This is a genomic window from Paenibacillus contaminans (genome assembly GCF_003285015.1).
In the GTDB taxonomy this organism is placed as follows: domain Bacteria; phylum Bacillota; class Bacilli; order Paenibacillales; family NBRC-103111; genus Paenibacillus_V; species Paenibacillus_V contaminans.
Map to the genome: position 1 here is coordinate 23,348 of NZ_QMFB01000013.1, position 24,760 is coordinate 48,107.

The 24,760-nt window shown below is 52.6% G+C and carries 24 protein-coding genes; 10 read left to right on the forward strand and 14 right to left on the reverse strand.

The features are described from left to right. Positions 1 to 317: 317 nt before the first annotated feature. The 3 genes from DQG23_RS21450 to DQG23_RS21460 all read right to left on the reverse strand — a co-directional run bounded on the left by DQG23_RS21450 (position 318) and on the right by DQG23_RS21460 (position 2,485). Positions 318 to 671, reverse strand: coding sequence for a helix-turn-helix domain-containing protein (locus DQG23_RS21450; protein WP_113032933.1), 354 nt, complete (start codon positions 669 to 671; stop codon positions 318 to 320). 304 nt (positions 672 to 975) lie between these two features. Then, positions 976 to 1,758 (reverse strand): TrmH family RNA methyltransferase, encoded by a 783-nt coding sequence (locus DQG23_RS21455; protein ID WP_113033095.1) that lies wholly within the window; start codon positions 1,756 to 1,758, stop codon positions 976 to 978. 28 nt (positions 1,759 to 1,786) lie between these two features. Beyond that, on the reverse strand, positions 1,787 to 2,485 hold the full coding sequence (locus DQG23_RS21460) for a potassium channel family protein (RefSeq protein ID WP_113033096.1): 699 nt from the start codon (positions 2,483 to 2,485) through the stop codon (positions 1,787 to 1,789). Positions 2,486 to 2,768: 283 nt separating this feature from the next. Here DQG23_RS21460 and DQG23_RS21465 point away from each other — a divergent pair, with 283 nt between their 5' ends. Continuing rightward, a complete protein-coding gene (locus tag DQG23_RS21465; RefSeq protein WP_113032934.1) occupies positions 2,769 to 2,975 on the forward strand; it encodes a small acid-soluble spore protein SspI in 207 nt (68 codons plus the stop codon). 71 nt (positions 2,976 to 3,046) lie between these two features. Here DQG23_RS21465 and DQG23_RS21470 read toward each other — a convergent pair whose 3' ends face one another. The 7 genes from DQG23_RS21470 to DQG23_RS21500 all read right to left on the reverse strand — a co-directional run bounded on the left by DQG23_RS21470 (position 3,047) and on the right by DQG23_RS21500 (position 11,186). Beyond that, positions 3,047 to 3,772, reverse strand: coding sequence for an MtnX-like HAD-IB family phosphatase (locus DQG23_RS21470; protein ID WP_158560622.1), 726 nt, complete (start codon positions 3,770 to 3,772; stop codon positions 3,047 to 3,049). Between the two features lie 243 nt (positions 3,773 to 4,015). Then, positions 4,016 to 5,371, reverse strand: a complete 1,356-nt coding sequence (locus DQG23_RS21475) for a dicarboxylate/amino acid:cation symporter (RefSeq protein ID WP_113032936.1) — start codon at positions 5,369 to 5,371, stop codon at positions 4,016 to 4,018. Between the two features lie 567 nt (positions 5,372 to 5,938). Continuing rightward, on the reverse strand, positions 5,939 to 7,045 hold the full coding sequence (locus DQG23_RS21480; protein ID WP_113032937.1) for a Gfo/Idh/MocA family protein: 1,107 nt from the start codon (positions 7,043 to 7,045) through the stop codon (positions 5,939 to 5,941). Positions 7,046 to 7,099: 54 nt separating this feature from the next. Next, on the reverse strand, positions 7,100 to 7,738 hold the full coding sequence (locus DQG23_RS21485) for a ThuA domain-containing protein (protein ID WP_113032938.1): 639 nt from the start codon (positions 7,736 to 7,738) through the stop codon (positions 7,100 to 7,102). 108 nt (positions 7,739 to 7,846) lie between these two features. After that, positions 7,847 to 9,007, reverse strand: a complete 1,161-nt coding sequence (locus DQG23_RS21490; protein WP_113032939.1) for a Gfo/Idh/MocA family protein — start codon at positions 9,005 to 9,007, stop codon at positions 7,847 to 7,849. Between the two features lie 147 nt (positions 9,008 to 9,154). Beyond that, entirely contained in the window at positions 9,155 to 10,186 is a 1,032-nt protein-coding gene (locus DQG23_RS21495) for a LacI family DNA-binding transcriptional regulator (protein WP_113032940.1), read from the reverse strand. A gap of 88 nt (positions 10,187 to 10,274) precedes the next feature. Then, positions 10,275 to 11,186 (reverse strand): LysR family transcriptional regulator, encoded by a 912-nt coding sequence (locus DQG23_RS21500; RefSeq protein ID WP_113032941.1) that lies wholly within the window; start codon positions 11,184 to 11,186, stop codon positions 10,275 to 10,277. A gap of 136 nt (positions 11,187 to 11,322) precedes the next feature. On the opposite strand from DQG23_RS21500, the gene DQG23_RS21505 reads away from it, so the two are divergent. Then, positions 11,323 to 12,288 carry a DMT family transporter gene (locus DQG23_RS21505; protein ID WP_113032942.1) on the forward strand — a complete coding sequence of 322 codons (966 nt, stop codon included), beginning with the start codon at positions 11,323 to 11,325 and terminating at the stop codon, positions 12,286 to 12,288. Positions 12,289 to 12,305: 17 nt separating this feature from the next. On the opposite strand, the gene DQG23_RS41865 is transcribed toward DQG23_RS21505, so the two are convergent. Beyond that, the gene (locus tag DQG23_RS41865; protein WP_146762352.1) at positions 12,306 to 12,539 is read right to left on the reverse strand and encodes a hypothetical protein; all 234 of its coding nucleotides are present in this window, start codon (positions 12,537 to 12,539) and stop codon (positions 12,306 to 12,308) included. Positions 12,540 to 12,606: 67 nt separating this feature from the next. After that, positions 12,607 to 13,704, reverse strand: a complete 1,098-nt coding sequence (locus DQG23_RS21510; protein WP_113032943.1) for an HD-GYP domain-containing protein — start codon at positions 13,702 to 13,704, stop codon at positions 12,607 to 12,609. 171 nt (positions 13,705 to 13,875) lie between these two features. On the opposite strand from DQG23_RS21510, the gene DQG23_RS21515 reads away from it, so the two are divergent. Together DQG23_RS21515 and DQG23_RS21520 are read left to right on the forward strand one after the other, a co-directional pair. Continuing rightward, positions 13,876 to 14,457, forward strand: coding sequence for a response regulator transcription factor (locus tag DQG23_RS21515; protein WP_158560623.1), 582 nt, complete (start codon positions 13,876 to 13,878; stop codon positions 14,455 to 14,457). A gap of 160 nt (positions 14,458 to 14,617) precedes the next feature. Continuing rightward, positions 14,618 to 16,207: a sensor histidine kinase gene (locus DQG23_RS21520; RefSeq protein ID WP_113032945.1), complete on the forward strand. Its 1,590-nt coding sequence runs from the start codon at positions 14,618 to 14,620 to the stop codon at positions 16,205 to 16,207. 276 nt (positions 16,208 to 16,483) lie between these two features. Here DQG23_RS21520 and DQG23_RS21525 read toward each other — a convergent pair whose 3' ends face one another. Next, a complete protein-coding gene (locus DQG23_RS21525) occupies positions 16,484 to 17,242 on the reverse strand; it encodes a YheC/YheD family protein (protein WP_113033097.1) in 759 nt (252 codons plus the stop codon). Between the two features lie 195 nt (positions 17,243 to 17,437). Beyond that, positions 17,438 to 17,731, reverse strand: coding sequence for a 4a-hydroxytetrahydrobiopterin dehydratase (locus DQG23_RS21530; protein WP_113032946.1), 294 nt, complete (start codon positions 17,729 to 17,731; stop codon positions 17,438 to 17,440). Positions 17,732 to 17,920: 189 nt separating this feature from the next. Between DQG23_RS21530 and DQG23_RS21535 the strand changes: the two genes are divergently transcribed. The 6 genes from DQG23_RS21535 to DQG23_RS21560 all read left to right on the forward strand — a co-directional run bounded on the left by DQG23_RS21535 (position 17,921) and on the right by DQG23_RS21560 (position 24,399). Beyond that, on the forward strand, positions 17,921 to 18,730 hold the full coding sequence (locus tag DQG23_RS21535; protein WP_113032947.1) for an MBL fold metallo-hydrolase: 810 nt from the start codon (positions 17,921 to 17,923) through the stop codon (positions 18,728 to 18,730). 190 nt (positions 18,731 to 18,920) lie between these two features. Next, positions 18,921 to 19,313, forward strand: coding sequence for a hypothetical protein (locus DQG23_RS21540; protein WP_113032948.1), 393 nt, complete (start codon positions 18,921 to 18,923; stop codon positions 19,311 to 19,313). 338 nt (positions 19,314 to 19,651) lie between these two features. Further along, positions 19,652 to 20,938, forward strand: coding sequence for a serine--tRNA ligase (gene serS, locus DQG23_RS21545; RefSeq protein ID WP_113032949.1), 1,287 nt, complete (start codon positions 19,652 to 19,654; stop codon positions 20,936 to 20,938). A 218-nt stretch (positions 20,939 to 21,156) separates the two neighbouring features. Continuing rightward, on the forward strand, positions 21,157 to 21,831 hold the full coding sequence (locus tag DQG23_RS21550; RefSeq protein ID WP_113032950.1) for a response regulator transcription factor: 675 nt from the start codon (positions 21,157 to 21,159) through the stop codon (positions 21,829 to 21,831). Then, positions 21,828 to 23,192, forward strand: coding sequence for a sensor histidine kinase (locus DQG23_RS21555; protein WP_113032951.1), 1,365 nt, complete (start codon positions 21,828 to 21,830; stop codon positions 23,190 to 23,192). Before DQG23_RS21550 ends, DQG23_RS21555 begins: the two co-directional genes overlap by 4 nt. Before the next feature lie 220 nt (positions 23,193 to 23,412). Beyond that, complete coding sequence (locus DQG23_RS21560; RefSeq protein ID WP_113032952.1) at positions 23,413 to 24,399, forward strand: alpha/beta hydrolase; 987 nt, start codon at positions 23,413 to 23,415, stop codon at positions 24,397 to 24,399. Positions 24,400 to 24,760 lie beyond the last annotated feature (361 nt).

The window sequence follows — 24,760 nt, forward strand, 5'->3', positions numbered from 1 at the left end:
TAGCATAACAGTAGATTTGTGTATGCATTTTGCAAGTTGATTGGGAAGAAAAGCCCCCCCATGAGAATTCATATGCATAAGCTTCGTAATCTTTGAGGAGACAAACTGTATATCGGGAGGATAGGTTGTTACTTATTCAAACCACCTTTTCTCAAGCTTTAATTTCATTCGATATAAACCATAAATTAAAGTGCCAATTAATAAACTTTCGATTGCCTGAACATTCCGGCAAAAATTAAACCGGTTCCCCATCCGGCGAATATGGCTGTTAATATTTTCAAAATCACTCCCTCATTTTTATCTAACCATCCCATAGTCTAGAACTCCCTACTCTTCTTCTGTAATTTATAATCAACAAATTCAATAACATTCTCTTGATAGTCTGAATTGAGCCTTCTATACATTGAAATAAGGTCAGCTTCCACTGGAGTTAGTGAGAATGCGTATTCCCCCTCCTGGTAATTAGGTCGATTTTGAACTTCCTCAACCAACAACCAATTCAAATCAAAACCATACTTGATTCTTAATGCAATTAAAGTATCAGCAGAGGGCTTGCTATTACCTTTTTCTATTTCACTGAGATTACCTTGTGATATTCCAAGAGCTGTTGAAAATTCAACTTGGCTTAAATTATGTAATTTTCGAAAAGCCTTTATTTTTTCACCGATCATAATAAACTCATCCTTTCTAATTCTTCCCCTAATAATGGTGAGTAATCCTCAGCGAAAGTGGATATGATCCTTCGGTTTGTCCGAACTTAGGATATAAAATTTTACCGGGTCTAAAAGTACACTTTTTTTTACATTCATCTTAAAAATTTTTAAGCTCATATACAAACCAAATGGCAACAAATCCTTGTATTACAAAGGTTTTGTTGCCATCTGGTTGTCTCGTTTTGATGTTATAAACAGTCTCAAACTATCTTATAATCAGTCTCAATTTACGTTATAACTAACATGATGAGTTTGTTATTGGTTAAAACACCCGCTGTCTTGCCGCCTCAAACAGCAGCACCGTCGTCGCCATCGCGACGTTCAGCGATTCGGCTTTGCCGTGCATCGGGATAATCGTGCGGTGCGTCACGTGGCGCTCGACCTGCGGCGAGACGCCGCTGCCTTCGTTGCCGACGATAAGCCATGTCGGGAGCCGAAGATCGAGCTCGTAGCAGGTCGACTCGGCCTGCAGACTCGTGCCGACAAGCCGCACTCCCTTGTACGCTGCCATAGGCAGCACTTCGTCCAAATCCGCCTCGACGATCGGCAAATGAAACAAGGAGCCCATCGTCGCCCGCACCGTTTTCGGATTGTACAGATCCGCCGTTCCCCGGCCGAGCACGATTCCCGTCGCACCGGCAGCATCGGCGCTGCGCACGATCGTGCCGACATTGCCTGGATCTTGGACGCCGTCGAGAACGACTACCAGCGGCTGCGGATGCTCAAGCAAGCCGGCCGACGCAAGCCCGTACTTTTCCGCGATCGCTGCGACTCCTTGCGGCGTCTGCGTATCGCTGCATTTGGCTAGCACTTCTTCGGAAACGCCGACACAAATCGAACGATCCGGCAGCAGCTGCTCGAGCTCGGCGGGAAGCCCCTTGTCGATCGAATAAAGCAGCGTCTCCAGACGGACGCCCGACTGCAGCGCCTCCTGAACAAGATGCGTGCCTTCTATTATAAACTTTCCTTGGCTGTCGCGGCCTTTTTTGGTCAGCAGCAGGCTCCATTGCTTGACCTTCGGATTTTGCACGGACAATATTTGCATATTCATAGGTTAAAATTCAAATTCCCTTCTATTCCGAGAACGACATTTCGAAGCGCCGCAAATCTTCGTTCTTGCCGACAACGACGAGAATATCGCTTTCTCCGATCAAATATTCGGCGTGCGGAGCAATGTTCATTTTATTATCGTTCTTGATGGCCATGACATTGCAAAAATATTTGGCGCGAATATCGAGCTGACGCAAGCTTTGGCCGAGCATCGAGCCGGACGCCTTGATCTCTACGATGCTGTAATCTTCGGATAACTCGATGTAGTCAAGAATATTCGGCGATATCAAATGATGGGCGACGCGCATCCCCATATCCCGTTCGGGGAAAATAACTTTATCGGCGCCGATCTTCTTGAGAACCTTGCCGTGAAGGTCGTTCTGGGCTTTGACGATCAGCTTCCCGACTCCAAGCTCTTTCAAAATCAGCGTAGTCAGAATGCTCGACTGGATATCTTGTCCGATCGCTACGACAACGACATCGAAGTTGCGGATGCCGAGCGCCCGTAGCGCTTCCTCGTCCGTCGTATCCGCTTGGATGGCATGCGTAACGATACCGCTTATTTCCTGCACGCGCGACTCGCTTGTATCGATCGCCAGCACTTCGAAGCCAAGACCGCTTAGCGATTTAGCTACGCTCGAACCGAAGCGGCCCATTCCGATTATGGCAAACTGTTTCTTCATCGGCTGTTTCCTCCACTTGTGTTCATCATCTTTTTCCATTATATCATACATGCGGCACCGTCTCGACCGCGCCTTGCTGCCGGATTTTTTACCGGCGGCTCAATAAAGCGATGCATGACGGCGGTCGGCCGACCGCACACGCGGAGACTTGCGGCTCGCGCCTGCAGCAATCATGCCTGATGATGCTTTGTTGCGTTATTCCATATGATCTCCATACTTCCCGCTCCGCACCCCATGGATGAAGGAAGCCGAAATCGGGTAAAGTAAACCGGAAACGAGCATGTTATCGAGAATGATATTATGACAGCGGAGGTCGTTCTTCATGAATTTGGATTTGCGGCAGGCGATCGTACAGCGGGTTCAGGACAAATCGGATGAGGAATTAAAGGAAGTGATCGAAGGATCGATCGGCGGCGACGACCGCGCGCTGCCCGGTCTCGGCGTTCTTTTCGAGATTATCTGGCAGCACAGCGATGCGCCCGTCCAGCAAACGCTGATCGGTACGTTAAAGGAACATCTTCCTCATTAAACGGCATCAGACCATCCCTCGTACAGGGACTCATTCAAGGCCATGCGAAACCGGCATGGTCTTCCTCCACATCACGCAAAACGGCAAAACGTATTTTCTTTAGCACGCATGCGTGCAGCCGTACCGGCCGAAAAAGCATCGAAATCTCCTGCAAATACGTCCATTATGTCATCAAACGTTTCAAACCGGTAAAACTGCTCTCCCGATTCCGTCAAAAAATTGGCCAATGTGCTGCGGGCAAAAATCCAATCCGCGAAGCTCGATCCGTATAAATCGCTTACGCCGTCTCCGATGTACACGACTTTGCTTCCCTCTTCCTTCAAGCGGCGAACGGCATCGGCCTTGCAGCATCCGCACCAGCGGCAGCTCGGATTCGGATTTTGAAAGCCAAGCGAGTATTCCCCGTCAGACAAGTAACGAATCGGATTCGAAATGATTTTATCCGCTTCAATGCCGAACTTCTGCGTCAGCTTTTCGATATAATAGGCCATTCCGTCGCTGAGAATAATAACGGGAATTTGACGTTCTTTGCAAAAGTCCAGAAAACGAGGCGCGCCTTGCCGCGGCGAAACGGATTCCAGCAGCTCATCGACTTCCGCTTGACGCCCCTCCAGAAACGAGTAGGCAACCTCGATCCACTTCATCGTCCCGATCTCTTTCCCGATAAATTTACGGGTAACCTCGATCGTTTCCTCGCGTTCCAAGATGCCGAGCTCTTTCATAACAGTATCCCCAACATCTTCTTTCATTAGTGTGCCGTCGAAATCGGTAACGATTACCAGGTTGTTGTTGTCCATATGCGTTCCCCTCTCGCCGTCCCTCGGTAAGCCGGTTATTTTCATTCTTTTTGCAAACATGCGCAGCAAGGATAAACGCCTGTCGGTGTCTATGACGTTGGCGTTCGCTTTAGGCTTTGTAAACGAAAAAGCAAATCCTCCCTTCGTGTGAAAGGAGGATTCGCACGTCCTATGACCAGTGTACCCGCTCCGTCTGAGAGCGTCAACCGTCTGCAAGGACGTCTGCATGTATGAAAACTGAGGTTACGCCATATTCAGATCCAGCTGATCTTCTTCATCCCTGTTGAAGGAATCGCGGTCGAACTCGCCTTCCGAGTCGGCCACTAGCAGCGAAGTAACCGTAGTGCCCGTTGCGTTTACCGCGGTACGGCCCATGTCGACGACTGCGTCGATCGCAAGCACGAGGCCGAGACCTTCAAGCGGCAGACCGAGCGCGGTCAAGACAACGGTCGTGGAAATCGAAGCTGGCCCCGGCACGCCGGCAACCCCGACGGACGAGATCATGCTCACGAGCACGATCAGAATGTATTCGGAAATACCGAGCGGAACATCGTATACTTTAGCGACGAAAATGGCAACCACCGCCGGCCAAACTCCTCCGCAGCCGTTCATGTTCATCGTCGCCCCGAGCGGTGCGACGAAGCTGGCGATTTTCGGCGATACGCGCAGCCGCTTCGTGATCACTTCAAGGTTTACAGGCAGCGTAGCGTAGCTGCTTCGCGTCGTAAAGGCGACCGCGATCGTCGGATACGCTTTTTTGAAAAACTTGAACGGATTCACTTTCGCTACGAAAGCTACAAGTCCGCCGAAGGTGACGATAAAATGAATGATCAAGGCAACATACGTCGCCAGGATGACTTTGACGAGCGGCGAAAGCGTCTCGATGCCGTACTTCGTCGCCATCGCGGCAATCAGCGCGTATACCCCGTATGGAGTCAGGCGAATGATGTACTTGATGACCTGATGCAGCACTTGCGCCAGCGAGTCGATGAATTGCTTGACAGGCTGAACGGCATCCGGCTTTTTGGAGCCGACGTGGACGATCGCGACGCCGAGGAAGATGGCGAACACAAGAACCGGAACGACTTTGCCCGCAGCCATTTCGTTAATCGGATTAGACGGTACGAGATCCAAGATAACTTGCGAAAACTTCGGAATTTCACGAGGCTTGAAGCCGCTCGATGCCGCTTGGTCGATCCCTGCTCCCGGATCGATCGCAAGAGCGACAAGCAATCCGATCAAAGCGGCGATGCCGGTCGTGATCAAAAACCAAGAGATCGTTTTGATGCCGATCTTACGCAGATGGCCCAGACTGGATATGGAAGTGATACTGCTGATGACCAGCACTACGACAAGCGGAATGACGAGCATTTTGACCAGGTTGACGTAAATCGTGCCGATCGTGCTGACGCTCGTGGCGTCAAGCTTGAAGGAATTGAACGCGATCCCTGCGCCCAAGCCGAGACCAAGGGCCAGCAAAACGCGATAGCCGAAGCCTACCCGCTTGCGGGCTAGAAAATAAAGAATACCGATGATGACGACAGAAACGAGCAAGCTGACCCAGTTTGTCTCGATGGCTGTCCATAAGTTGTTTTCCATGCGAACTCATCTCCTATTTATCATACCGATTTACTAGGCATTTATTATTCTCGATAATACTGCCGTTTTTTCAAACTGTCAATATGATTTTTAAGACGATTCGAAAAGTACTTCCGGGATCAAATGCGCATCACCCCGGTGTACGTGCAGCACCCTTTTACAGGGCGGTGTTGCCGTTTATCCTTGTTCCATTTCATCTCCTGTCCGGCCTATATCTATCGCTTGTATGATCCCAATAGCGTGGAAAAACCGTACTCCTGCCGCACGATCTCGCCGATTGAATACAAAAAAGCAAAAAGACTTCTGCATGTCGACGCTGAAGCTTTTTGCTTTTGCTATACAATATGGCGAGCGAATCGAAAAAAGAACTTCACGATATGTAAGCGCATTCTTTATTTCGTTTCTTGTTTGTCCGTTCGGCCAAAGCCAAAAGGCAGACTGGCGGCAAGCCTGAATATGGACGCAAATTAAGGGGGACGGAACAAACAGGAAGGCCGGGTACGACGCCGAAAGTATCGGCGCCGCACCCGGCGCAGCGCAAGCCGCAAAGCTTGCCGTTATGGTCTTCTAACGCCAGTGCAGCTTCGTCATCCCGACGGGCAGAGGTTCTGGCGTGCTGCATGTACTTTGCATCGCGTAGTGCTTGCCCTCGCGGGAAGCCTCGTGGAATCCGTGCATCGCTTCCAGCACATGATAGGCCAATTGCCCGCTGGCGAGGTGCTCGCGTCCCTTAGCGATCGCATCGACCATATCGGCGACGCCGATGCCTCTGCTGTTCTCGGCGAAGCCGTGCGTAAGCGGAATGTCCGCCCAATCCGGCGTGCTTTTGCGGCGGTATTTGATCGGCCCTCCGAACGTATTCGGATCGGGTACGACGATCGTGCCGAGGCTTCCGTACACCTCGATCCGCGGCAGCGTCGAGCCTCCGGCTATGTCAAAGCTTGTCATGAGCGAACCGACGGCGCCATTCCGGAAATCGAATACGCCGGACACATGCGTCGGCACTTCTACCGCGATTGTTTGTCCGTATTTCGGCTCACTCGTTACGATCCGCTCCGGGTATGTAATCCGCGCAGAACCGGTAACCCGTTCGATCGGTCCGAGCATGGCGACCATCGCCGTCAAGTAATACGGCCCCATGTCGAACATCGGTCCGCCGCCCGTCTGATAGAAAAATTCAGGCGCTGGATGCCACGACTCCGGACCTCCGCTCGCCATAAATCCCGTTGCGCCGACGGCATGGCCGATCCAGCCGTCGCGGATCAGCTTGATGCATGTCTGGATGCCGCCGCCGAGAAACGTATCCGGCGCGCAGCCGACGCGCAGCCCTTTCTCCGCAGCGAGCTCCAGCAGCTTTTTGCCGTCTTCGCGGGTAACGGACAGCGGCTTCTCCACGTATACGTGTTTGCCCGCTCGCAGCGCCTGCATGCAAACGTCCGCATGAGCGGCGGGTATCGTCAAATTAATGACCAGCTTAATGTCCGGATCGGCCAGCAGCTCTTCCACGCTGCAGCCTTTGGCGATGCCCTGCTCCTCCGCTTTGGCCTTCGCCCGTTCTACGTCGATATCCGCGCAGGCGGCAATCTCGTAATTGCCGAACAGCTCCTTGGCATTCTTGAAATAGATGCCGCTAATGTTGCCGCATCCGATAATTCCCACTTTGGTCACATTCATGAGAAAGCCTCCTAATCGATCAGGTCGGTTGCAGAAAATGCGAAAAGAATACCGTTACTTGGCTGCCCAAACCATTCCCCGCCGCATCAGCTCCGATACTTGAGGCATGCGGACAATTTCCGCTTGATGCCCGAGCGAGCAATAGTACACTTTGCCTAAGCCGTACGTTTTCGTCCAGACGACCGGCATTCGGACATCGGCTCCGTTCGGCCCGAAAGCCGCGAACGTCGTAGTCGCATGCACCTCGACAGCCGGATCGACGTGCATGTAATATTGCTCCGTGCACACTTCGAAATCCCCGATTCCCGCAGTAAGCGGGTGCTCCTTAAGATTAACGGCGTACCTGACGCCGTCATTGCCGGGATGCGCCACCCACTGGCCGCCGACCATAAATTGATACTCCGTCTCGTTCCGGAACGAATCGCCCATGCCCCCATGACATCCCGCGATGCCTACGCCGCCCCGCACCGCTTCCAACAGCGGATGAAGCTGCTCCTTCGTTAAACTGCCCATCGTCCAAACCGGTACGATCAGACTTAAGCTTCCTAGCTTTTCGCTATCCTTAAAACAGTCCAGCGTGTCCGACAACTCCACTTCGAAACCCTCTTCCGCGAGCAAACCGCCAAGCAGCTTCGCGACTTCTTCAGGCTGATGCCCTTCCCAGCCTCCCCATACGATCAAAGCCTTCCGCATCCTATGCGTCTCCTTCCGAACAGACCGGCAATATCATCTTAATGACGGGATGTATCTTTCCTTGCCGATAAATCGCTTGTGTGGACACGAATCTGCAAGCGCTAACGCTTACAACTCGTCGATACGAACCCAGCGCCGTTCTTCGATCGAACGGTCAACCGCTTCGAGTACCTCCTGGCACTTCACGCCGTCCATAAAATTGGGCACCGGCTGCCGGTCGTTCTCAATCGCCTCCATCAGCTCGACCACCTCGTGGATGAACGTATGCTCGTATCCGATCGTATGCCCCGGCGGCCACCATGCCTCGCTGTACGCATGAGCGGGATCGGTCGCAAGCACGCGCCGGAAGCCTTGAACATCGGCGGCGTCATCCGTAAAATACACCTGCAGCTCGTTCATCCGTTCGAAGTCGAACTTGACGCTGCCGCGGCTGCCGTTTATTTCAAAAGCGTTCGTACTCCGATGTCCCGGCGCAAAACGGGTCGCTTCGAAGCTGCCGAGAGCGCCGCCTTCAAAACGGGCGAGAAACAACGTCGCGTCATCTACCGTAACGGGACCGCGCGCCGAATCCGCGCCGCCCTTGGCGCTAAGTCCGGCAGCCGAGCCGGGCAGCGGACGCTCCCTGACGAACGTCTCGCTCATGCCGACGACTTCCGTCATTTCGCCGACCAAATAGCGGGCAAGATCGATCAGATGCGCGTTCAAGTCGCCGTGAGCGCCGGAGCCGGCAATTTCCTTCTGCAGCCGCCAAACGAGCGGGAACTCGGGATCTGCGATCCAGTCTTGTAAATACTGTCCGCGAAAATGATAGATTTTGCCGAGCCGCCCCTCCTCGATCAGCTTCCGGACCAGCCGAACGGCCGGGGAAAACCGGTAATTGAAGCCGATCATATGCTTCACGCCAGCCGCTTCCGCGGCCGCAAGCATTTCGCGGGCATCCTCGAGCGACAGCGCCAGCGGTTTCTCGCAAAAAATATGCTTGCCCGCCTGCGCCGCCGCAAGCGCTATCTGTTTATGTACATCGCTTGGCCCGTTTATATCGATTAGATCGATGTCGTCCCGCGTGGCGAGCTCCCGCCAATCCGTCGTCCAGCTTTCCCAGCCGAACTGCGCGGCCGCCTTCTCGACGCCCGCCCGGTCCCGGCCGCAAATCGCCTTCATCACAGGCTTAAGCGTTTGCGGGAAAAACATAGATAAATCGCGGTACGCATGACTGTGAGCCTTACCCATAAACTTGTATCCGACCATTCCGACATTTACCTGCTTCATTCGGATGCCTCCTTTTTTTGCTGCGAACGATCTTTACCGCCATAAAGGCAGCTCGAAAATTAGCCTTGCGAAAATTAGAAGAATAAAGATGGTCTGTTGCGATGTACGATGAGCTGTTTACCGAATCTTGCGTACCGTCCTCGCCCGTTACGTCTCGCGAAGCCGGCTCGATTTCCTCACGACCAGGCGGGTGCCGAGCATTTCACGCGGCGCTCCCTCGTCGTCCGATCCGTCCGTGCCTTGCGCCAGCAGCCTTTTCGCCGCACGTTTGCCCATCTCATAGAAAGGAACATGAACCGACGTCAACGGCGGGTCGGTTAAGCGGGCCGCATCGGAATCGTCATATCCGACGATGGCCGGGAAGTCGTCCGTTTGGACGCCGAGCTCGCGCAGACCCTGCATGAGGCCGATCGCCATCCGGTCGTTCGCGACGAAAATCGCGTCAAGCGAGTCAAGCATCGCATATACCCGCGAAGCCGCCGCATACCCGCTCTTCCGGCTGTAGTTTCCTTCAAGCATAAGCTGCGGATCGAACGGCAGCCCTGCTTCCGCCAGCGCCTTACGGTACCCTTCCAGCCGGTCTACGCTGTTCGAAAAATCGAGCGTTCCGTTAAGGAAAGCGATCCGCTTCGCTCCGAGGGCGATCAAATGCCGGATGGCCTCCAGGCTGCCCTGCTTATGCTCCGCATCGATTTCCGAAAACGACTCGCCTTCAAAATGCTGATTGATCAGGCAATACGGATGCCCTTCCTCCTGCAGGATACGAAGCGCCGCACGTTCCTCGGAAACGTCGCGGGAGCCCAGTATGATGCAGGCGTCAACCTTCTGCGACTTGAACAAGCCGGCGAAATCCATCGATTCCTGCGGCGACCTGAACATCAGCAGCAGGTCGTAGCCGTATTCTCTTACCGCCTCCCCGATTCCGCTCAACACTTCGGCAAAATAATAAGTCGAAAACACGTTCACCTTCGGCACATACGGCAGTACGACGCCGAGATTGCCGCTTTTGCGGCGGACAAAGCTGCGCGCCAGCGCACTCGGATAATAACCCAGCGCCTTGGACGCCTCGAGCACCCGGCGCTTCGTTTCTTCGCGGATCGGCCCCACATTGTTAAGGACCCGCGATACCGTAGCTTCGGAAACGCCCGCACGCTCCGCCACTTCTTTTCTCGTTGCCATGGGTTATGCCTCCGCCGGTTTCAAAATAATGTACACGCGTACATTATGCTACGGCCGAAGCCGGCTGTCAATTGTTTTCAAGCATCAATTACACATGAAAATCGGGCTCGACCATCGGCTTCGAATACAGCTCATTGACCGAAGCCTCGCGAACCGTCTCCAGCAGCTTCCGCATGCCGTTCGTTATAAACGTATCGTTGCGGCGAATGAATACCGTCGTGACTCGTCCAAGCTCCCCGGGAATGGTAAAGCAGCGAATGCTGCCCTTTTGCTCCAAATGCGCTACCGTCGATCTGGGCACCAGAGAAATGCCCAAGCCTGCGTTCGCCACGGCAAGAAGCGTCTCCAGCGTACCGATGCCGAACTCCATTACTTTGACCGGTTTGACGCCTTCCTTCTCAAACCACTGCATCATTCTCGCCCGATAGCCGCAGCCTGCGCGAAACACGAGCAGCGGCCTCGTTTGGCATTCCTCCAGCGTATTCGGTCCTCCGTCGGCTTTCGCAATGAGGACGAGCTCCTCCTCGATGAACGGATACTGCACAAGCTCCGGATGCCGGACCGGCCCGCTTACAAAAGCGCCGTCCAGCCGGTATTGCAGCACTTCCTTCAACAGCTGCTCCGTCACGCCGGTCATAAGCGACAAATCGACGCGCGGATACTGCGTATAGAAATCGGACAAAAACTGCGGCATGATCGATACCGTATCGACCGAGCCTATTACCAAAGGACCGGACGGGTCTTCCGCATCCTGAAAAGCTCTCCTGATTTCATCGACCGATGCGATGACCTGCTGGGCGTAAGCTTGCAGCTTCGCGCCGTCCGACGTCAGTGTAACGCCCCTGCGATGCCGGTTGAACAGCACCGTTCCGAGCTCCTGCTCCAGCTGCTGCACCCTGGCCGTGACGTTGGATTGCACGTAATTAAGCTCCTTTGCCGCTTTGCTGACGCTGCCCAGCTCGGCGACCGTTTGAAAAATGCGCAAATCGCTGATCTCCACCGCTCGCTCCTACTCTCCACTCTGTTTTGATATCAATTATAGAGATGGAAGTTATCACTTACAATCATTTTACATGATGAAATTGAAGCGATATGATTAAGCCGCAAACGATCAGTCGAGAGGCAGGCAACCATTCATGAGTAATAAAAGCGTGCTAAAGGGCGCGATGATGTGTTTAATGGCAAGCGTCGCTTGGGGAGCCATGTTCCCCGTTGCGGAGAGCGCTTTTTCCTATGTAGATCCGACTTATTTTTCCGTGCTGCGCTACTCGATCGTTTCCGTTCTTATGCTTGTCTTGTTAGGGGTGAAGGAAGGCAAAAAATCGCTGCGATTGGACGGCCGGGGCAAGGCTTTGTGGTTTTACGGAACGATGGCGTTTACCGTATACAGCCTTCTGATGTTCTGGGGACAAAATATGCTGGGGACATCCGGCGTTATTCTCGCTTCGGTGCTGGAGGCGCAAATGCCGATCATTTCCGTTATGCTGTTCTGGATGTTCAACCGGCGCAAACCGCGGCCTCTTACGATCTGGTGCATGATTGCGGCCTTTATCGGCTGCTTGATGATCATAACCAAAGGCGACGTCAGCGCGTTCATGCTGGACGGGAGCGGCATTTTTCCCGTTTTGCTCATGTTCGCCGGCGTTGTGGGCTGGGTTCTCTACACGAACGGAGGGCAAGCGTTCTCCGATTGGTCCGTTCTTCGGTACTCCGCTTTGAGCTGCGCTCTCGGGACGGCTACATTAATTGCGGCCGCAGCCTTTATGACGGCTTTCGGTTTCTCCAGCGCTCCCTCAATAGAAGATGTTGCCTCGATCGGCTACGAGCTCGGATTTATGGTGCTGATTGCCGGCGTTGTCGCGCTGATTTGCTGGAACTCCGGCATCAAGCTGCTCACGCCGATTAACGGGATTTTATTTATCAATTTCGTTCCAGTCACCACCTTTATCATTACCGCGCTGCAAGGCCATCGGATAACCTTCCACGATGCGGCAGGAACGCTGCTTATTATTGCGGCTCTGGTCGCCAATAACATCTATCAGCGTTGGCTTGCAGCTCGTCCGGCCTCCGGCATCCCGATGGAAGGACAGTCAGCCGGGTAACGGCGCGGCGCTGCCGCTCATGCAGATGCGCGCCGTGCGGCATCTGCTATGCTAAATCGCCTGCATCTTATGATTCGGCTGCTGCTATGCGGATCGCCTACATCGTATGATGCGGCTGCTGCCATTCGGATCGCCTGCATCGCATGATGCAGCCTGCTGCCATTCGGATCGCCTACATCGTATGATGCGGCCTGCTGCCATGCGATCCGCCTGCCGTTTGCGGCGCTGCTCGCCATACATATCGCAGACATGATGCGTTGTGCCTGCTGCTATACGAATGTCAACAGCGTACGATGCGGCCGGCTGCCAAGCCGCCGATCAGCAGCTTGCGGAAATCGCGAGCTCCATCAGTTCTTCCTCCCTGTTGATGACATGCTCCCTGCCGCCTGCCAGCTCGATCATAATATGCAGCTCCTGCGACAGATCGATCTCGTAGGTCCTTCTAAGCGTCTCCCCGCGCGCATTGCGGACAACCCGGACGACCGGTCTCAGCCTATGCTTGTCCACATCGGTTACGACGGCATACTCCCCCGTGCTCAGCCTGACGTTTAATCCCGGCGCAAACAGCTCCAAATGACTGCAAAAAAGCCTTACATCGGCAAAATCGAACAAAGATCCTGCATAGCTGTACAGCAGCTCCACCGCTTGATGACGCGGCATGGCAAACTGCCCTTCGCGGCCGTGAACGAGAACGTCGAAGGAATCGATCAGCCCGATCCATCTTGCGAAAGGATCGATCGACTCCGCCTTTAAGCCGAGCGGAAACCCGCTTCCGTCGATCCGTTCATGGTGCTGGAGAACGGAGATCGTCGCGAGATGCGTCAATCCGTAATGCTTCAGCAGAGCATAACCTTGCTGCGGATGCTGATTCGAATCGGTTATCTGCCTCAGGCTGCCGATGTCATGCAGAAGAGCGCCGAGACCTAACGCATGCAGCTCCCCGCCGAGGCAGGCCGATCTCAAGCCGAACGTCATCGCGTTGACGCAAACGTGCAGCGCATTTTCGATAAAATGGCGCTTTCGCGTATCCGAAGTCAAAGCCGTCCATACAACGGGCTTCAGAAGCTGCGGGCCGTTCTTTAAAATAACCGCCAGCTTTTCGACGGCATCCCGGCAGTTCGACATAATATCGGAAAGACCGTCCGTGCTTCTGTCGCGATAAATCCGGTCGTACAGTCTGGAGAGCATCATCTCCAATACATGCATCGTCTCCTTAAATCGGTCTCCCCCGGCCCGGCCGGCCTCGAGAGGGCATTCTTTAATGTGAAGCACCTGAATGCCGATCCGCGACAGTTTATGCAACGCCGCCTCAGTCAGGACGGTTCCTTCTCTAAGGAGCAAACTTTTGCCGTTCAAATATACCGACTTCCCTAATGTCATACCCTTCCTGCAATCCTGTACCGGGAGCAATCTCATCCTGCTTTCCCCTTCCTCCGAATGTTTCCTGATATGCAGTATAGAGCAGCCTCTTCAACCGGAGAAGGATGAACTTTTCTAACCCCCGGGGTGAAAAAAAATCATCCTACCTGGCAGCGGACCGCTCTGTTATACTGTTCATTGAACGTATCGGAACGGATGGTGGCGGCGATGGAGCGTATTCGCGTTATGTTGGTTGAAGACGACCCTTTTTGGAAGCAGCAGCTTTCGGAGGATCTGCAGCTCGAGAGCGACATCGAGTTCGTCTGCGTTGCGGATACGAAGGAAGCTGCCGTCAAAGCGGCGCAGGAGCTCGAGATCGACGTCATCCTGATGGACATCAATCTGACGGGAAACAACCTGGACGGCTTGCAGGCGGCGGAGATGGTCAACCGGCTTCATACGCAATGCAAGGTGATCATGCTGACGTCCATGACGGAGAAGGAAATCATCCTGAAGTCTTTTCAGGTCGGGGCCGTCAACTATATTACCAAGTCGAGCTATAAGGATATTATTATGGCGATACGTGATGCGCATACCGAGCGGGCATCGATACATGCCGACGCCGCCGAGCTGCTTCGGACGGAAATCCAGCTCATGTCGCTGACCCCGATGGAGCGCGAGGTGTTCGAGCTGCGCAAGGAAGGCCTCAGCAAAACGCAAATATCCGATAAATTGACCAAATCGGTAAACACGATCAAATCGCAGCTAAGAAGCATGAAAAACAAGCTCGTTTTTTTTAAAGAGGACTGACGACTGAAGCTTCAATAGCGCAAGCGTTTGCCGAAAACGCCATTATGTATCATGCGGCCGATCGATGTCATGCAGCGCCTCTTCGCTCGGGGTTCCACTCCGGGCGCTAAACCGAAGCGCAAGTGAACGATCGCAACGCACGGCTGTGGAGTGATCGCCTATGATTCAGGTTATGCTTGTTTTCATTATTTTGTGGGGACTCGGCTTGTTTCTCCTCATTACGAACGGAAAACATCTATTCGCGCGCTGGGTCGGGATTTTGCTGCTGATCGGGGGCTGCGGCAGTTTGTCCGTTATTTTGCACGACTTCGTACCGGTCTGGTGGCCCGACTTTTACCAGTCGCTCGGTTATACCGGGCGCTACGCGGCCTTTGCCGGGAACGCCCATATGGACTACAACTTATTCGAAAGCGCTCTATTCTGGATTACGCTGCTGTTAGCCGGCACGACGCTGTTCGGGCTCAGCTATGCGTATTTGGTGAGCGCTCTTCATTTTGACCGGACGATTCCGGCCGATTGGCGAAAAAAAGCGGCCGCGGCGCTGGCCGTCCCGGCTTTTGCACCGTTTGCCTGGGAGCTGCTGCAAAATGCAGCATACCCCGTTTACGAGCAGAACGGCATCCGCATCGGTACGATCGACAACAACCCCGCCGTTTTCGTGAGCGTTTCCTACCTCATTGCCGGTGTCTATATTTTCGCGCGGGCCTGCATGAAAGAACGCGACCGAACGGCGCGTCCCCAAATGCTCCGGACGGCTTTTCTCGTTTCGTTGCCGGTCCTATCGATCTATTTGCTCGATTTTATCGCAATCCGCAAGCTGGTTGTCGCCAAATACTATTACACGAGCTACGAAAAATCGTTTTTGCTTTTTTATGATATGAACGCCTTTCATTTTATGGTCGTTGGGGTCGTCATTATCGCCTTCTTTTACTTTGTCGTGCGTTACGGCATGCTCGGCTTGAAGCTGCGGCTGGATAAGGACAGATTGGACACTTCGCTGCGGGCGATGACGGCCGGAACGCGCATGTTCAATCACACGATCAAAAACGAAGCGAGCAAAATCAACTATATCGGCGAACGGCTCAAGCAGCATATCGAGGAGGGCGACAAGGAAGCCGCACTTCGCATGCTTTCCGGGCTCGAGCGCATATCTTCGCATATGCTCGATATGACGGAGCGGATCAAGGAGAAAACCGACGACATCACGCTTCGCGAGCAGGAGAGCGAGCTTGATGCTTTCATTGAAGCGACGATCGCCCCGCTGCTGCCGTTGGCGGAGGAACGTGGCATCGAAATCGCCTTTCGGGCAGGCGACCGATTCCTGCTTACCTGCGACCGAACGCATGTGGCTGAGACGATCGGCAACATTTGCCTGAACGCGGTCGATGCGATCAGGGCCAAAGCCGCCTCGGGCGCTTTATCTCCCGGGAGCGGAAAGGTGACGATAAGCGTGGTGCGCAGCGGGAAAGACGTCGTCATTCATATCACGGATAACGGCGAAGGGATCGCGAAGTCGAATTGGGAGACGGTTTTCGAGCCGTTCTACACGACCAAAAACAACTCGGCGAACTACGGCATCGGCCTCAGCTACTGCTATGCGGTCATGCAAAAACACGGCGGCTCCGTTTACATCGCGCAAAGCGAAGCCGGAGTCGGCACGACGGTCGCTCTTCGGTTTCCCGCTTCACGCGCTGCCAGCGCCGACCTCAATCTGGAGGAGCGCCCGCAGCCGCTCACTCATGCGTTATAGCTTGCGGAGCCTATTGGATAGGCATCGAGATTCAAGGATAAACAGCTTCATCAGCATACGCTGAAGGACAAGACGCGTTCAACGGGAATTGGAAAAATCAGCGGAGGATTTACTTTCTGACATTTTGAACAAGCGAGCACGCTTCGGCTGAACGGTAACAGCCAAAGCGTGCTCGCTTTATTTGGTGCGCCGGCCTGACGCCGACACCCTTCACACGCGCTGCGGACAACAGGAAAAGCAGTTCGAGCTTTTCGCTTGCCTGCTATTGACGCCGCCCTACGTGACCCGCCCATATGCATTCGCATAGCGGATAATTCTCGCGAAAATCCCCTTGTTCGCAAGCCGGCGGAAAATGTACGGATCCGGCTTCGTGTTCACTTCCAAAATCCACGGCTTCAGTTCGCCGTCGAGGCCGACGTCGAGGCCGATCTCGCGCAGGCCGGGATAATGCTTATGAAGCGCTTCGCCGACTTCGACGCCCAGCTTTTCCAGCTTGCCGAGCGTTTTTTGCGCTTTCTCGGAAGAGCCGGCACATGCGCCAAGCAGCGTTTCCGCAGGCACAAGCTTGCCGCCGTTATGAAAGTTCGTTACGATTTTGCGCGGATGGGCGACACGTCCGATGATGCCGGTCGTTTCCCAATTTTTTTGCAAATTTTGCTGCACCATCACCCGGAGATCGAAGCGTCTTTTATTGTAGGTTTGCAAATGGATGCCTTTTTGCGCGAGATAGCGCCTTCGGCCCGCCGATCTGCGGACATTGCGGTATAAAGCCGCGAACGTACGGTAGGTGCGGATCCGTTCGTTTAACTGATACCGGTACAGAGGCCGTTCCACCCCGCCTGCCATTTCAACCCGCATGACGCCTCCGCCATACGTCCCTCTATCCGGCTTTACGTAAACCATCCGCAGCTGCTCGAGCATTTCGCGCAAATTGCCCGAGGTCATCGGCACCGTTTTCGGAATGTACGGTTTGATCGATTCGTGATGGAGAAGCGCTTCCGTTTTGGCCCATTTGCTAATAACGTGACGCTGCATGCTGTCGCCCTCTTTCTGCCAAAATACGCATGACTTATCCGTTTGCGGCATTCGAACCGCCGAATGCTTCGACATTTCTATCCTATGTGAGAAGGGATTGTCCGGGTTTGGGCGGATGCTCCCGATCTCGCCCATACGCCAAACAAGGCCGCCCCGGGTCGGGACGGCCTTAATCGGCAATATACCATTCGTGGGCTATGGCCGAAGCGGAAGGAATGCCCGGTCGAACTCGGCGGCAGCGATAAAATCGAGCTCCGTCAGTCCGCCTGCATGCCAGGATGTAAGGCGCAGCGTGATCATTTTATAATCGATGGCGATGAAGGGATGGTGGTTGAGCCTCTCCGCCGCATCCGAAACGCGGGCTACGAATGCGATACCGTCCATAAACTTGCGAAACCGGTATTTTTTGACGATCCAATTGATATCCTCCAGCTGCCAGCCTTCGGCCTCTGCCAAACTTTCCGCTATACGTACCACGGACAATTTCATTGTGTTGCCTCCTGCATGATTCAAATAAAAACTATCCTTTCATTCTACGACTTCTGTTCGGGATTGACTATGTGTGTGTTTCTTCTATGAATGTTTGGATTTGGATTGAAAACGCACAAAATCCCATGGTAATATGATGTCGAATGCAAATAAATCCACAAGATTCATAGGAAAGGATGGGTGTGGCACATGCAGGTCCGTTTATTGGGCACGGCCGCGGCTGAAGGTATTCCTTCGTTATTTTGCCGGTGCGAAACATGCAAGCAAGCCCTTGCGCTTGGAGGTAAAAACATACGTACTCGCACGTCCGTCATGATCGATGAAACGCTGAAGATCGATTTTCCGCCCGACACTTATTTTCATATGATCCGAGACGGTTTGGATTTGGACCTCGTGCAGGATCTTCTCATCACCCATTCGCATTCCGATCATCTGCTTGCAGACGACTTGTATATGCGGCTGCCGGGCTACGCCCAGACCGAGGACAGGCCGATTCATGTTTACGGCCATGATTTGCCGATCAGCAAATGCATTTCCGTAGTCGGGCTCGAGCAGCAAAAATTCGAGTTTCACATCGTCCGGCCGTTCGTTCCTTTCGAAATGCAAACAGCCAAGGTTGTGCCGCTTTTAGCCGATCACGACCCGATGGAAACCTGTCTTCTCTATTACATCGAGAAAGACGGCAAAACGATATTTTACGGACATGACAGCGGCTGGTTCCCGGACGAAACCTGGGATTTTCTGAAGGACAAGAAGCTTGATCTTGCCATTCTCGAATGTACGACAGGCCGGTCGAAGTACCGGAGAAACCATATGAATGTGGATTCCGTTCTCGAAACAAAAGCGTGGTTCGAAGCGAACGGCGTGCTTAAACCGGGAAGCCAAGTAGCCGTCACCCATTTTTCGCATAATGCGCATTTGCTGCACGAGGATTTGACCGCGATTTTCGAACCGCATGGCATTCAAGTCGCTTATGACGGCATGACTATTAACTTATAAAGGATAAATGCATGCTTTCTTGAGATATCCTGGCTACAAGCCTTTATTGTCTAATGGAAAAAACCTGCTGGCCGTCAGCAGGTTTTTTTATGATTCGAATAGTCACTGTTGACTATTATGTTAGTCCGGCTTTATAATGGCGATAGATAGTCACGTATGACTAATTTATAACCGCTAAGGAGGCGGAATCATGCAATCTTATACGAAATGGTTCATTCGGGTTGCCGCATTGTATTTGATGATCGGCGTATTTATCGGCTCCGACATGGCCGGTCGCAAAGATTATTCGATTATTCCGGTGCATTCCCACATTTTAGTGGTCGGCTGGCTTTCCATGTTCGCCTTCGGGGTGTTTTATTATTTATTTACTCCGGGCATGATAAAGCTATCCAAGGTGCAAGCGTGGACTTCGCTCCTCGGGGGAATGACGATGCCGATCGGGTTCCTGTTTTATATTAAGGCTGAAAATCCGGTAACGCTCGGCTTGTTTATCGGCACCGCTTCGCTTCTCTTGATTGGCGTCGTTCTATTCGCTTGGATTACCCTTTTCGACAAAAAGGTGTTCGCGCCGAAGAAAGCCTGAAGCTGCCAAATTCCAAAACGGCGGGTTAATAAGCATAAGCCGCTTACGGACAGGAAACGGATGCCGCTTGCATCCCCATCTGTTTTGATCTATAATGTCACTAATTTCAGATCAAACTATGCCTATGAAGAGCATCCAACTCGGAGGCGTTTATGACCGGAGCGGCAATCGCCGTTCTCTAAAATAACCGGGCAGCCCGTTACAGCGAAACCAAGGCGGATCGGATTTGCGCTTCAGCAAACCGGTCAAGTTGGGTGGCACCGCGAGCAGAGCGCTCCTCGTCCCAATCGGATGAGGGCGCTTTTTGTATTTTTTTACTCGCGAAGGGAGCAATAACTATGCTGGATATCCGTTTTATCAGGGAACATGCCGCACAAATCGAACAGGTCGCCGTACAAAAAAAGATCGCCGTCTCGGTTCCGGAGCTGCTGGACCTCGACGAGAGGCGCCGGGAGCTGCTAGGCCAAATCGAGGTCTTGCGAAATGAAAGAAACCGCATCTCGCAAACGATTCCGCAGCTGATGCGGGCGAACGAGCATGAGGAGGTCGCTAAGGCCAAGCAGCGTGCAAACGAAGTTAATACCGAGCTCGGACAGCTCGAAGGCAGCCACGAAGAGATAAACGGCAAATATCGGGAGCTGATGCTGCTTGTGCCGAACGTCGTTTCGCCGGATACGCCGGTCGGCGCTTCGGATGACGATAATGTGGAGGTAAGACGGCATGGAACGGTCCCCGAATTTGCGTTTAACGCCAAGGATCACGTCGCGTTAGGCGAAGCTCTTGACTTGTTCGACATTCCCCGCGGGGTCAAGGTCGGTGGCACGCGTAGCTACTTCCTGAAAGGCGCGGGCTTGCATTTGCACCGAGCCGTGCAGCAGCTGGCGATCGACTATTTGCACGGGCTCGGCTATACGGTCATGGACGTGCCGCTGCTCGCTCGCGGCGAGGCGTTTGCCGGCACCGGCTTTTTCCCTACCGGCAAAGATCAGACGTACCGGATTGAGGAGGAAGACAAATGGCTTGTCGGCACCTCGGAAGTGCCGCTCATTTCGTATTACGCAGACGAAATTATCGATGTCGGCGAACCGGTCCGGCTTGCCGGCGTCTCGAATTGCTTCCGCAAAGAAGCGGGCTCGGCCGGGCGCGATGTGCGCGGACTTTACCGGGTGCATCAGTTCGCCAAGGTGGAGCAGGTCGTCCTGTGCCGCGACGATCACGAGCTTGCCGAGCGGCTGCTGCAGGAGATGGTGGGCAATGCCGAGACTTTGCTGCAAATGCTCGAGCTGCCCTATAGGGTCGTCGCTGTGTGTACCGGCGATTTAAGCCAGAAAAACTACAAGCAATACGATATCGAAACCTGGATGCCAAGCCGCGGCAATTACGGCGAAACGCACTCGGCCTCGAACGTCACCGATTTCCAGGCGCGGCGCTCGGGCATCCGCTATCGGGACGAGAACGGACGAAACCGTTACTGTTTTACGCTGAACAACACGATCGCTGCAACCCCGCGTATTCTGATCCCGCTGCTCGAAAACCACCAGCGCGAGGACGGTTCGATTTATATTCCTCCCGCATTGCGGAAATATATGCACGGGCTGGAGGAAATTAAGGCACAACAAGGATAAACGCCTTCCGGCGTCTTAGACGCTGGCGTTTACCGGGATTTAGAGCCACAACCACGATGCCCCGCTTGCGCACGATGCGCCGGCGGGGCATTTCCTTTTTAAAATTACTGAGGCAATCTTAGGAGTGCGGAGCGGCGTTATAGGGCTTCATCACATGTTATAGTATAATGAATTAATGGTTACTACTAATGGGATGGAAACAGGAAAAGAGGGTTCGGATGCCTACTATACTGGTTGCTGACGACGATTCGAACATTCGCGAACTTGTCTGTTTGTTTCTGCGCAACGACGGATACGATACGGCCGAAGCCGCGGACGGCAAGGAAGCGCTCGCCGTTTATGCTTCTACGCAGATCGATCTTGTCGTGCTCGATATTATGATGCCGATTATGGACGGCTGGACGTTATGCAAGGAGCTCCGCAGAAGCAATCCCGATCTTCCGCTGCTTATGCTGACTGCGAGAGGCGAAACATGGGAGAAAGTGAAAGGTTTTCAACTGGGGACGGACGATTATTTGACGAAACCGTTCGATCCGTTGGAGTTGACCGCCCGTGTCGGGGCACTGCTGAAACGTTACCGGATCGGCTCCACGCAGACGATTCGGTTGGGCAGCGTCGTTCTGGACCGGCAAACCTATAAGGTGACGATAGGTTCCGATTCGCTCGCTTTGCCTCTCAAGGAGTTCGAATTGCTTTATAAGCTCGCCGGAACGCCCGGACAAATCTATACGCGCGAGCAGTTGATCGATCAAATTTGGGGGATCGATTACACCGGCGACGATCGAACGATAGACGTGCATATTAAACGCCTCCGCGAAAGGTTCGCGGCCACCCCCGATTTCCGCATCGAAACGGTGCGCGGGCTTGGCTACCGGCTTGAGGTGAACGAATGATTCGCTCTTTATACACACGCGTAGTCCTGACATTTTTAGTCGCTGTGATCGGGGGCACCGCCGTTGCTTTTGGTGTGGCCATTTGGGTATTTAAAGATAAATTATACGAAAACTCGCAAATCGCCTTACTTCATTTCGGCCAGGACATCGTCCGAATTTACGAGACATTTCCGTTACGTGAAGCGGACTCGTTCGTAAGCGGAATGAAGCAGCTCAGTTCTTATTATATTCGAATATACGATGAAAAAGGTCAAATCCAGTCATTCGGTTCGCTTGGCGGACACACGACTTCCACGGTGACTAGGGAACAAATAAAAAGAGTTCTGGATGGAGGAGTCGTTGAAGTCGCTGCGACTGTAAAGGAACCTACGCTCTTAGGACTGCCGTTGCAAACGGAAATAGGAACGAAAGCAATGTTTGCCGTGCCGCTTACCCCTTCCTCCTCACTCTTCATTACATGGGTACTGCACTTTTTGGCGTATTCGCTCATAGCAGGAAGCTTATTGATCCTGATTGCCGCCGTATTCCTGGTAAGTCCGCTCAAAAAGCTGACCGATGCGACAAAACGGATTGCAGCCGGGGACTTCAACGTCAAACTTAATATTAAGCAAAAAAGCGAGCTGGGAACGTTAGCCCGCAGCTTTGAGGAAATGATGCGCGAGCTGCAGCAGCTTGAACAAATGCGGCGTGATTTTGTCGCCAACGTGTCGCATGAAGTGCAATCGCCGCTCACCTCGATATCCGGATATGCTATAGCGCTTAAGCAAGCAAATCTCGCGGATACCGAACGAAGCCGATATCTCGATATTATCATCGCTGAGGCGCGGCGCATGTCCAAGATGAGCGATAGCCTCCTGAAGCTGAGCTTGCTTGAATCGCAGTCGCGGCAGCTGCGCCCGGTCCCGCTCCGTTTAGATGAACAGATTAGACGGGTCATCGTCGCGATCCAGCCGCAATGGTCGGCCCGGAATATCCGTTTCGAGCTTGATATGCCGGCGGTTACCCTCACGGCTGACCACGACCTGTTAAATCAGGTATGGACGAATTTACTTGGCAACAGCATCAAATTTTCTAACGATGGCGGAGTCATAAACGTAAGCCTCAAGCAGGATGCCAAAAACGTGACGGTCCGTGTGTCCGACACAGGTATCGGCATTTCGCAGGAAGACCAGAAGAAAATATTCGAGCGTTTTTTTAAAGCGGACCGTTCCCACAGCCGCAAGTATGACGGCAGCGGTATGGGGCTCGCCATCGTTAAACAGATCGTGTCGCTGCATCAAGGCGACATCCGAGTGGAAAGCGAGCCCGGCCGAGGAACGGCCGTTATTGTCATCTTGCCAAACACAACTTCAACGGATTAGTTGGATCCATAGGGTATCATTCGGATTGTTTAGACCGCTTACTCCACGCTGTGGCATGATGTGCGAATTTCCTTGCATATGACGCCGCAGCATTTTTTTTGGCTTGTTCATATTCCGTTCATATTGTCGTCATTGGGCGTACATCTTCGTCATATAAGCTTTCCTTAACGGTTCGTTTAAGGCAGCCGGAATAAACCGATGGGGACAGGAGAAGATTAGAATGGAACAAATAGAGGCAAAGAACAAAAAGCCGAGCACGAGACTGAAAAAAACGATGACCATTATCCTTAAATCAATAGCCGTATTACTCATCGCAATAGTCCTTTTTATGGCCGTTGTTTTTATCGTCGATAAGATCAGCAGCAAATCGGAGGAAGGAAAAATACACTCCTACGGCCAGTTAGTACCTGTTGACGGGAAAAAGATGAATGTTTTGACTCAAGGAAAAGGCGAAGAAACCGTCGTGCTCCTTCCCGGTTATGGAACGGCAGCGCCGGCGCTTGATTTTAAGCCGCTGGTGGAAGAGCTGTCTCCCTATTATAAAGTCGTTGCGATTGAGCCTTTTGGGTATGGATTAAGCGATGAAACCGAAAAAGAACGAACCACGGAGAATATAGTAAGTGAAATTCATGAAGCTTTGCAGAGTCTGAAAATTGAAAGATATATTCTTATGGGTCACTCCATTACAGGTATATACGGAATCGATTATGTCAACAAATATCCAAACGAAGTGAGCGCGTTTGTCGGGATCGATAGCAGTGTATCGACGCAAGGCGGTATGGATGTTGAATTTCCAATAACTATGTTTAAATTTCTCAAAAAATCAGGTTTAGTCCGATTGGCCTTGAAACTAGGCAGCGATCCTTATGCCGGACTGCCTCATGATGATGAAACAAAAGAACAAATGAGAATGATTACTCTCAAAAACGTGTATAATTCCAGCGTAATGAATGAAATGGAAAATATTTACCCTAATTTTGTAGCGGCACAAAAGTTAACATTCCCTAAAAATCTCCCGCTCCTTTTATTCGTACAGTCAAATAATGCGGACAGGCCAGATTGGCTATCTCTGCATGAAGAGCAAGCTAAAGAGTCTATGTATGGAAAGGTAGTGCCATTGGAAGGAGATCATTATTTACACCATACCCGATCGAAAGAAATCGCCGAAAACTTCAGGGAATATATGAAAGAAATGAAAAAAGAATAAACAGCTTCGCCGTCCTAAACGCTTTCGAAGAAAGCGACTTCGTAAGCATAAGCTGAGACGCTCGCGTTTACCGTTCTCTGTGACTGCTTAAACATGAATGGCAGCCATACGATCGCAAACTAAAAAAATGGGCTGTTATAGAGCAACGCTAAAACGAAATGGACCATTTATAAAAATACACCTCCAAAACCGCTGCTGTATGCTGTAGCGGGATGGAGGCGTATTTTTTAGCTTATTTAGCGTTTCAGCCTTCCGAAGGCTTATTCTAAGAGAGCACCGCAAAAACACAAGTACAATCCCGGTTGACCGCCCTGTTTTCCGGTAAACGCCCGTCAAAAAAGGACCTTGTACCCGGCGAATG

What these genes read in the sequence shown, in the direction of transcription:
- DQG23_RS21475 (WP_113032936.1), bottom strand. Translation starts at nt 5,371, where the DNA reads ATGGAAAACAACTTATGGACAGCCATCGAGACAAACTGGGTCAGCTTG.
- DQG23_RS21515 (WP_158560623.1), top strand. Translation starts at nt 13,876, where the DNA reads ATGGAGCGTATTCGCGTTATGTTGGTTGAAGACGACCCTTTTTGGAAG.
- DQG23_RS21535 (WP_113032947.1), top strand. Translation starts at nt 17,921, where the DNA reads ATGCAGGTCCGTTTATTGGGCACGGCCGCGGCTGAAGGTATTCCTTCG.
- DQG23_RS21495 (WP_113032940.1), bottom strand. Translation starts at nt 10,186, where the DNA reads ATGGCAACGAGAAAAGAAGTGGCGGAGCGTGCGGGCGTTTCCGAAGCT.
- DQG23_RS21465 (WP_113032934.1), top strand. Translation starts at nt 2,769, where the DNA reads ATGAATTTGGATTTGCGGCAGGCGATCGTACAGCGGGTTCAGGACAAA.
- DQG23_RS21520 (WP_113032945.1), top strand. Translation starts at nt 14,618, where the DNA reads ATGATTCAGGTTATGCTTGTTTTCATTATTTTGTGGGGACTCGGCTTG.
- DQG23_RS21540 (WP_113032948.1), top strand. Translation starts at nt 18,921, where the DNA reads ATGCAATCTTATACGAAATGGTTCATTCGGGTTGCCGCATTGTATTTG.
- DQG23_RS21510 (WP_113032943.1), bottom strand. Translation starts at nt 13,704, where the DNA reads ATGAGATTGCTCCCGGTACAGGATTGCAGGAAGGGTATGACATTAGGG.
- DQG23_RS41865 (WP_146762352.1), bottom strand. Translation starts at nt 12,539, where the DNA reads ATGTCTGCGATATGTATGGCGAGCAGCGCCGCAAACGGCAGGCGGATC.
- DQG23_RS21525 (WP_113033097.1), bottom strand. Translation starts at nt 17,242, where the DNA reads ATGCAGCGTCACGTTATTAGCAAATGGGCCAAAACGGAAGCGCTTCTC.
- DQG23_RS21460 (WP_113033096.1), bottom strand. Translation starts at nt 2,485, where the DNA reads ATGGAAAAAGATGATGAACACAAGTGGAGGAAACAGCCGATGAAGAAA.
- DQG23_RS21550 (WP_113032950.1), top strand. Translation starts at nt 21,157, where the DNA reads ATGCCTACTATACTGGTTGCTGACGACGATTCGAACATTCGCGAACTT.
- DQG23_RS21485 (WP_113032938.1), bottom strand. Translation starts at nt 7,738, where the DNA reads ATGCGGAAGGCTTTGATCGTATGGGGAGGCTGGGAAGGGCATCAGCCT.
- DQG23_RS21505 (WP_113032942.1), top strand. Translation starts at nt 11,323, where the DNA reads ATGAGTAATAAAAGCGTGCTAAAGGGCGCGATGATGTGTTTAATGGCA.
- serS (WP_113032949.1), top strand. Translation starts at nt 19,652, where the DNA reads ATGCTGGATATCCGTTTTATCAGGGAACATGCCGCACAAATCGAACAG.
- DQG23_RS21490 (WP_113032939.1), bottom strand. Translation starts at nt 9,007, where the DNA reads ATGAAGCAGGTAAATGTCGGAATGGTCGGATACAAGTTTATGGGTAAG.
- DQG23_RS21480 (WP_113032937.1), bottom strand. Translation starts at nt 7,045, where the DNA reads ATGAATGTGACCAAAGTGGGAATTATCGGATGCGGCAACATTAGCGGC.
- DQG23_RS21530 (WP_113032946.1), bottom strand. Translation starts at nt 17,731, where the DNA reads ATGAAATTGTCCGTGGTACGTATAGCGGAAAGTTTGGCAGAGGCCGAA.
- DQG23_RS21450 (WP_113032933.1), bottom strand. Translation starts at nt 671, where the DNA reads ATGATCGGTGAAAAAATAAAGGCTTTTCGAAAATTACATAATTTAAGC.
- DQG23_RS21560 (WP_113032952.1), top strand. Translation starts at nt 23,413, where the DNA reads ATGGAACAAATAGAGGCAAAGAACAAAAAGCCGAGCACGAGACTGAAA.
- DQG23_RS21555 (WP_113032951.1), top strand. Translation starts at nt 21,828, where the DNA reads ATGATTCGCTCTTTATACACACGCGTAGTCCTGACATTTTTAGTCGCT.
- DQG23_RS21455 (WP_113033095.1), bottom strand. Translation starts at nt 1,758, where the DNA reads ATGCAAATATTGTCCGTGCAAAATCCGAAGGTCAAGCAATGGAGCCTG.
- DQG23_RS21470 (WP_158560622.1), bottom strand. Translation starts at nt 3,772, where the DNA reads ATGGACAACAACAACCTGGTAATCGTTACCGATTTCGACGGCACACTA.